Genomic DNA, 7,766 nt, shown 5'->3' with positions numbered 1-7,766 from the left:
GGGGCGCCCCGGTTCGGGGCGCCCCGCCTCGTCATGTCGACGGCGTGTCTTCCTCGTGGACCGCCGGGTCACAGCCGCTCGGTCCCGGCGACCTGCCATCCGCCGTCCGTCTGCCGCAGCCGCAGCCGGTGGACGCCGACCTCGTCGTTCGCGGTGCACGAGCCGGGCGAGCAGTCCGCGACCACCGCGAGGGCGTAGATCTCCCCGGCGGTCGCGCCGGCCCGCAGGCCCGACTCGACGAGGCTGCCCGCGGCGACGGTCCGGTCGCGGCTCACGGCGTCCAGCGCCGTCCGCGCCCGCGGCCCCGGCCAGCCCTCGCCGGCGGTCGCCAGCGGGACGGAGTCGGCCTTGAGGACGTAAAGGGTGTCCAGGAGCCAGCCGTCGCCCTGCCGCACCATGGTGGTGCGCATGGGCTCCTGCAGGATGTTGGGCTGGGCGTTCTGGGACCGCACCGTCCGCTTGACGTACGCCAGGACGGTGACGCTGTCGCGGGACGCCGCCACGACCGCCGTGTCGGCGATCTCGGTCGTCACCGAGCCCTTCGTCTCGCGCAGCCGGGTCTGCCAGTTGCGCGTCTGCAGCTGCCGGTCGTACTCGGCCCGGTACCTGGCCGTGACGCGCGCGTGGGCGCCGGCGATGTCGCGGTCCAGCGTCCTGTAGTCGAAGCTGAGCACCGCCTTGACCGCCTCGGCGGCCGCCGCGGCGGCCGTGTTCGCCTCGGCGGGCGGCGCGGCGGTGTCGGCGGCGGGGGGCCGCTTCGACCGTCCGCCGTCCCCGTCCGGCGACAGCGCCCAGACGGCGCCGCCCGCGGCCAGCGCGAGCAGCGGGGCCGCGATGATCGCGGCGATGCGCCACCGCGCGCGGCGGCGCGACGCGGGCGGGAGCGTGGGAGGCGACTGCGGCCCCGACGGGGTGGTGTCCTCGTGCGGCCGCCCCTGACGCGGATCGCCCGGCGGACTGGACACCGCCGGGCCGGGCGAGGCGGGGTCGTGCGGCCCCGGCCCCGCTCCCCCGCCGGGGGGATCGGCCGCGGGCGCGTGGGCGGAGGCGCCGATCAGGGCGGGCGCCCCGGCGCCGGGGCCGGCGGAGGGGCCGATCGCGGCGGGCCGGTCGTCGCCCGCGAACGAGGCGCCGGTGGTCAGCGCCGCGTCCGGCTCGGCGTCGACGCTGGCCTGGCGGCCGAGCAGGTCGAGCAGGACCTGCTGCGCCTCGGGGCGGCGGGCCGGGTCCTTGGCCAGGCACCGGGCGACGATCTCGCGCAGCGAATCCGGCAGCGGGGACAGGTCCGGCTCGTAGTGCAGGACGCGGTGGAACACCGCGGAGATGTTGTCGTTGCCGAAAGGGTGCCGCCCGGTGGCCGCGAACAGCATGGTCGCGCCCCAGGCGAACAGGTCCACCCCTGTACCCAGGGGGGCGTTGTTGACGGCCTCGGGCGCCATGTAGGAGGGGGTGCCGACCACGCCGCTCGACTGGGCGGAGGACGCGCCCATCACCCGGGCGATGCCGAAGTCGATGACGCGCGGCCCGTCCGGCCCCATGAGCACGTTGGACGGTTTGAAGTCGCGGTGCAGGATCCCGGCGCGGTGGATGGCGGCCAGGGCGGTGATCGTGCCGATCGCCAGCCGGTCCAGGTCGGTGCCGACGCGCGGGCCCTGCGAGGTGACCAGCTCGGTCAGCGACGGCCCCGGGACGTACTCGCTGACCACGTACGGCAGGTCGCCCTCGACGTCGGCGTCGATCACCTGCGCGGTGCAGAACCCGGCGACCCGGCCGATGACCTTGATCTCCTGGGCGAACCGCGCGCGCCATTCGGGGCTGCGGCTGAGCTGGGCGCGCAGCAGCTTGACGGCGACCTCGCGGCCGTCCGCGCCGCGCGCCAGGTAGACGACGCTCTGCCCGCCCTCGCCGAGCCTGCCCAGCAGTTCGTACGGCCCCAGCCACGCAGGATCGTTGGCCTGAAGTGGGCGTGCCGCCGCCATCGGCTCTCCTCCGTCGCATCCGGACCCGCCACGAGAAGCTGTACCCGTCCGAGCCCCCCGTGGTTCATCTTGCGCGACTCGTTAGACGTCTGTGATCACCGCAGCGTTCTGCGCCCGTCACGGAAAGTCGGACGAGCTCGCAGACAAGCGGGTGGGCGAGGCGCCCCCACCCCAGGACGCCCCGCCCACGTCTCATGCCGGGCCCGCGCCGGGCCCGCGGGCGCGCCGGCCGTTCAGGCCAGCGCCCAGCGGACCTGCGTGCGGACGCCGGGGTCCGGATCGGCGAGCGCCTCGGTCAGGGCGGTCAGCACGTCCGGACGGTGCGACGCCCATCGTTCCAGAGACTGGACGGCGGCGCGCCGCACGTCCACCATACGGTCTCGCAGCGCGTGCACGAGCGGCGGGACCGCCACTTCGGGGTCGTCGGCGGCGCCCAGCGCCAGCGCGGCGCGCCTGCGCACCTGCCAGCTGGGGTGGGCGACCGCCGTGACGACGCGTCCGGCCAGCGGCTCGGGCACCCCGAGCTCCGCGGCGGCGTCGATCGCGGCCATCCGCACCACGGGGTCGTGGTCGGCCAGGAGGTGCTCCAGGGCGGGCAGCCCGGCGGGCCGCGCCAGCCTGGCCAGCCCCTCGGCCACCGCCACCCGCACTTCCCGGGCCGGGTCGTCGGCGGCGTCGGCGACCTCGTCCGCGGCGTGCAGGGCGATCAGCACGACGACGGCCTGGACCCGCAGGTGCGGCTCGCCGTCCTGCAGGCCCTGCGCGTACAGCTCGCACGCCGTCCGGGTGAGCGCGGCCAGCACCTCGGCGGCGACGTCCCGGACGTAGCGGTCGGCGGTCTGGGACCGGGCCAGCAGCAGCGCCTCCACGCCCTCCTCCCCGAGGTAGAGCTCGGGCAGGTCGCGCAGGGCGTCGGCGGCCGCGCGGCGGACGCCGGGGTCGGCGTCCGCCAGCGCCCAGGCGAAGGCGTCGCCGGCGGACAGCGGCGCGCGTCCGGCGCGCGCCGTCTCGGCCAGTGCGCGCAGCGCGGCGGCGCGCACCTCGGGTTCGGGGTCGCGCAGGAGGTCGTCGAGCTCGGCGAGGGCGAGGTCGGCGAGGCCGTACGGGTCCGCGGGGCGCGCGTCGGACGCCCGCGCCGCCGACGGATCGGTGGTCGTCATGGGAAAGCCTCCGAAGGCGTCGGAACCTGTGGGACGTCGGTTCAGCGACGCGGACACAACGCGCTGGCCTGGCGCCGGAAGTCGACGTGCAGGCGCGCGGTGAGAGGCTCGACCGGGGTCACGACGCCCATGGTCGCCCAGCCAAACCCATTAAGTCAACCTATTAACTGGAGAATGTTGAGAATCCCACCCAGCCGGGCACCGCGGCCCATGCCCGGCGCGGGTCAGCCCTTCTCCAGGAAGTCGGCGCGCTCCTCGTCCAGGAGGGCGGCCAGTTCGTCCGCCAGCGCGGGGTGCTCGGCGAGCTCGGGGTCCTCGTCCACCAGCCGCGTGGCCTCCTCGCGCGCCGCGCGGATGACCTCCTCGTCGCGCAGCAGGGTGAGCAGCCGCAGGCTGGACGACCGCCCGGCCTGGGCGGCGCCCAGCACGTCGCCCTCGCGGCGCTGCTCCAGGTCCAGCCGCGACAGCCGGAACCCGTCGGTGGTGGAGGCCACCGCGTCCAGCCGCTCGCGCGCCCTGCTGCCCGGTTCGGCGTCGGTGACCAGCAGGCACAGGCCCGGCAGCGTGCCGCGCCCGACCCGGCCGCGCAGCTGGTGCAGCTGCGACACGCCGAACCGGTCCGCGTCCATGATCACCATGACGGTGGCGTTCGGCACGTCCACGCCCACCTCGACGACCGTGGTGGCCAGCAGCACGTCCAGCTCGCCCGCGGCGAACCGGCGCATGACCGCGTCCTTCTCGTCGGGGTGCAGCTTGCCGTGCAGGACGCCGATGCGCAGCCCGGGCAGCAGCTCCTCCTCCAGCCGCGGCAGCAGCTCCATGATCCCCAGCGGGGACCGCGGGCCGCCGGCCTCGTCCTCGGCGGCCGGCGCGGCGTCGTCCTCGGCGCCCTCCTGCTCGCCGATGCGCGGGCACACGATGTAGATCTGGCGGCCCTGCGCCGCCTCCTCCTTGATGCGCTCCCAAATGCGGGCGAAATAGGCGGGTTTCTCCGGCGGCACCACGTGCGTGCGGATCTCCGACCGACCCTTGGGCAGCTGCCCCAGCACCGAGGTCTCCAGGTCGCCGAACACCGTCATCGCCACCGTCCGCGGGATCGGCGTCGCGGTCATGACCAGCACGTGGGGCCGCCCGCCGGACACCTTCTCGCGCAGCGCGTCGCGCTGCTCGACGCCGAACCGGTGCTGCTCGTCCACCACCACCAGGCCCAGGTCGGCGAACTGCACGTGCTCCTGCAGCAGCGCGTGCGTCCCGACGACGATGCCCGCCGCGCCGGACGCCACGTCCAGCAGCGACTCCTTGCGCGCCCTGGCCCCCTGCGACCCGGTCAGCAGCGCCACCCGGGTGGCGTGGTCGGCGCCGCCGATCTGCCCGGCCTGGGCCAGGTCCCCGAGCATCCCGGTGATCGACCGGTAGTGCTGCTGCGCCAGCACCTCCGTCGGCGCCAGCAGCGCCGCCTGCCCGCCGCCGTCCACCACCTGCAGCATCGCCCGCAGCGCGACCATCGTGTTGTGGGTGGGCGTCCACCCGTCGGTCACGTACTGGCGGTCGGGGTGGGCGACGGAGATGCACTGCACGTGTTCGCGGCCCACGTACTCGATGGACCGGATGCGCTTGCGCCTGCGTTCACCGCCGACGCGGGCCCTCAGCCCGCCCGCCTTTGAAGAGAGGCGGAAGGGGTCGACGTCGTCGGGAAGGGCGACGCTCGTCGTCCAGTGCCGCTCTCCTGCGTCGGTGACGGGGCGGCAGCGCGCGTACCCTCCGAGCGACCGGGTCAGCCACGCGACGTCCTCTGCCAGCCGCCGGGAAGCGGACGTGAAGACGACCTCCCGGCCATGCGCGCCGAGCGTTCCGCGCGCGTCCAACAGCCCTTGGAGCAAGGCGTGGCGCTCCTTGACGGGAGCAACGAGGTACCTGTCGGGCACGAACCTGTCGCAGGCGCCCGTCTCGTGGACACCGAGCTCCCGCAGGGCCGCCACGAGCGGATTCTCCGCCTCGCGCCGCTCGCCCACGATCAGCCGGTCCCGCGGGCCGTCCTGCTCCTGATGGATCCGGCATCCGGCCGGGATCAGCCCGGCGACCGCCTCGGCGACCTCCGGGTCGCGGGCCGGCGGCCGCACCGAGCCGTGCTCCGCGCGGCCGCCGCCCAGCAGCAGCCCCAGCAGGTAGGGGTCGACGGGCCGGGACGCGACCGCGTCGAGCTCCGGCGGCTCGATCAGGGGCAGGCTCCACGCGCCCGCCTCGCTCCCCCTCGCCAGGTTCCGACGCAGCTCGCGCGTGGTCAGCACCTCGAGCGGACCGCCGCTCCGCCAGCCGTCGTCGGTCTTGACGGGCCACAGGTGCTCGTCGTCGCATTCCACGGACGTGCCGTCGCAGAAGACCACCCTGTACACGTCGCGCTCACCCTGGGGGAAGACCCCGGTGACCACGGTGACCTCCCCGGTCGGGGTGACGACCTCGTCGCCGACGGCCATCTCCCCCATGGGCCGGAAACCCGTGGGGGTGAGCACGCCGGCGTCGAGCGGCTGCGCCTTGCCCGCGCCCACGTCGCCTTGGAGGAGGCGGTGCATCGGGTGCTCGCGGGCGAGGTCCTCGGCGATCTCGCGGCCGACCTGGCGCTGCCCCTCGGTGAGCTCGAAGGGCAGGCGGGCGTCGAAGGCGTCGAGCAGGCCGCCCGCGACCGGCGGGCGCGGCGTGGCGGGCAGGGCGCTCGCGGCGCGGCGGCGCTGGGCCAGGGCGATCTGCAGGACGAACGCCTCGTCCCACTTCAGCCTCTTGCGGGCGCGGCCGAGCTCGTCCCAGTCGCGCGGGCGGTGGATGCCCTCGTAGGCCTCGCGCAGGCCGACGAAGCCGTAGCGGCGCCGGATCGGTTCGGGCAGCGGGTCCTCGCCGAGCTCGAGATTGTCGAGCACGATGCCGACGGACTTGCCGATCGTCTCGATGTCCAGGCCCTTGGTCGACGGGTAGATCGGAATGATCTCGTCGGCCCACTCCTGGGCGGCCTCCTGCGCGTCGCGAGCCGCGACGACCTTGTACTGGGGGTGCGCGAGCTGGCGCTGCACGCGGCCGCTCCGCGGACGGTAGGTGGTGATCTTCCCGGCGAACAGGCCGCGGGTGCCCGGCGACAGCTCCCGTTCGGGCCGGTAGGAGCCCTTGCGGCCGAAGAAGCTGAGCTTGAGCTCGCCGGTGCCGTCGGTGACGGTGATCTCCAGGACGTAGCCGGGGCTGCGGGTCAGGGTGCGGCCCTGCACCTTGACCACCTCGGCCATCACCGTGACGTGCTCGCCGTCCTGCAGGTCGTTCAGCGGGGTGAGCTCGCCGCGGGTGGCGTACCGGCGGGGATAGTGGTGCAGCAGGTCGCCGACGGTGTGCAGGTCCAGGCCCTTGGCCAGCACCTTGGCCGTCCTGTCCCCCAGGACCTTGCGCAACGGCTCGTCGAGTTTCGCCACGTCCCCCTTTCTACCGCGCGGCACCGTCACCGGCCGGGTCACTCGACGCCGATGAGCAGCGGGCAGCGCTCCTGGCGGCCGTCGTAGACGGCGACCTCCACATCGGGGCGATGCTCGCGCAGGTGCTCCTCGAGCGCCCCGGCCAGCCCGGACGGGGCGCGCGCGCCGGTGATGAGGGTGACCAGCTCGCCGCCGCCCGACAGCATCCTGTCCAGCACCTGCCGCGCCACGTCCGCGAGTTCCGATCCGATCATGGCGACGTCGCCCTCGATCATGCCGAGCACGTCGCCGGGCCGGCACAGCCCCACGCTGGTCACCGCCTCCCCGGCCGCGACCTCCAGGTGCCCGAACCGGGTCGCGCCCGCCGCCCGGGTCATGGCGATCACGTCGTCGTGGAAGCGGCGCAGCGGGTCGTGCACGGCCAGCGCCGCCAGGCACTGCACCGACGCCCGGGTCGGGATGACGGCGATGCGCACGCCGCTGTCGCGGGCCCGCTCGGCGGCGGCCTCGGCCGCGGCCAGCACCTCCGGCCCGTTGGGCAGCACCGCCACCTCGTCGCCCGCCGCGATGATCGCGTCGGTCAGCACGGCGAGCGGGGGCGCGCCGCCGGACGGGCTGCGCACCACCCGCGCCCCGCAGCTTTCGAACAGCTCGGCCAGCCCGTCGGCCGCGGTGACCGCCACCACGGCGCGTCCCGTGCACGGCGCCTGCGGCCGCTCCTCGGCGCGCAGGTAGGTGACGCGGATGCGGTGCGGGCGGCCCGCCTTCAGGCCCGCCTCGATGGCGGCGCCCGCGTCGTCGGCGTGCACGTGGACGTTCCACAGCCCGTCCCCGCCCACCACGACCAGGGAGTCGCCGAGGCGGTCCAGGTCCTCGCGCAGCTCGGGGACGGCCTCGTCGGGCGCGTCCAGCAGGTACATGACCTCGTAGCCCGGGGCGGCCGCGCCGTCCTCGCGGGCGGGGACGCGCTCGGCGTCCGGGGCGGCGCCGGTGCGGGCGGGCACCTCGTACCGCTCGGGGTACTCGTCGGTGATCACCGCGGCGAGGGCGTCGAGCACCACGCACAGGCCCGCCCCGCCCGCGTCCACCACGCCGCTGCGGGCCAGCACGTCGAGCTGCGCGGTGGTGCGGCGCAGCGCCTGCCGCGCGCCCGCCGCGGCGGCGCGGGCGGCGTCGGC

General features: G+C 75.5%; 3 protein-coding genes and 2 pseudogenes. All 5 read right to left on the bottom strand.

The features are described 5' to 3' along the window. Positions 1 to 68: 68 nt before the first annotated feature. On the bottom strand, positions 69 to 1,979 hold the full coding sequence (locus tag AR3_RS27905) for a serine/threonine-protein kinase (RefSeq protein WP_067918467.1): 1,911 nt from the start codon (positions 1,977 to 1,979) through the stop codon (positions 69 to 71). Between the two features lie 233 nt (positions 1,980 to 2,212). After that, positions 2,213 to 3,139 carry a HEAT repeat domain-containing protein gene (locus AR3_RS27900; protein ID WP_067918465.1) on the bottom strand — a complete coding sequence of 309 codons (927 nt, stop codon included), beginning with the start codon at positions 3,137 to 3,139 and terminating at the stop codon, positions 2,213 to 2,215. A gap of 224 nt (positions 3,140 to 3,363) precedes the next feature. Then, a pseudogene (locus AR3_RS33030) lies at positions 3,364 to 4,647 on the bottom strand (ATP-dependent DNA helicase RecG); the annotation flags it as partial. A gap of 1,428 nt (positions 4,648 to 6,075) precedes the next feature. Then, a pseudogene (locus AR3_RS33025) lies at positions 6,076 to 6,588 on the bottom strand (OB-fold nucleic acid binding domain-containing protein); the annotation flags it as partial. A 38-nt stretch (positions 6,589 to 6,626) separates the two neighbouring features. After that, positions 6,627 to 7,766: DAK2 domain-containing protein (locus AR3_RS27890; protein WP_067918461.1), on the bottom strand; the 1,140-nt coding region annotated here is incomplete at its 5' end.

The organism is Actinomadura rubrobrunea NBRC 15275 (assembly GCF_001552235.1).
GTDB lineage: Bacteria > Actinomycetota > Actinomycetes > Streptosporangiales > Streptosporangiaceae > Spirillospora > Spirillospora viridilutea.
This window is presented reverse-complemented; position numbering and strand designations above follow the sequence as displayed.

Bases quoted from the DNA above. Each gene is read 5' to 3' on its own strand.
- AR3_RS27905 (WP_067918467.1), bottom strand. From the start codon at position 1,979: ATGGCGGCGGCACGCCCACTTCAGGCCAACGATCCTGCGTGGCTGGGG.
- AR3_RS27900 (WP_067918465.1), bottom strand. From the start codon at position 3,139: ATGACGACCACCGATCCGTCGGCGGCGCGGGCGTCCGACGCGCGCCCC.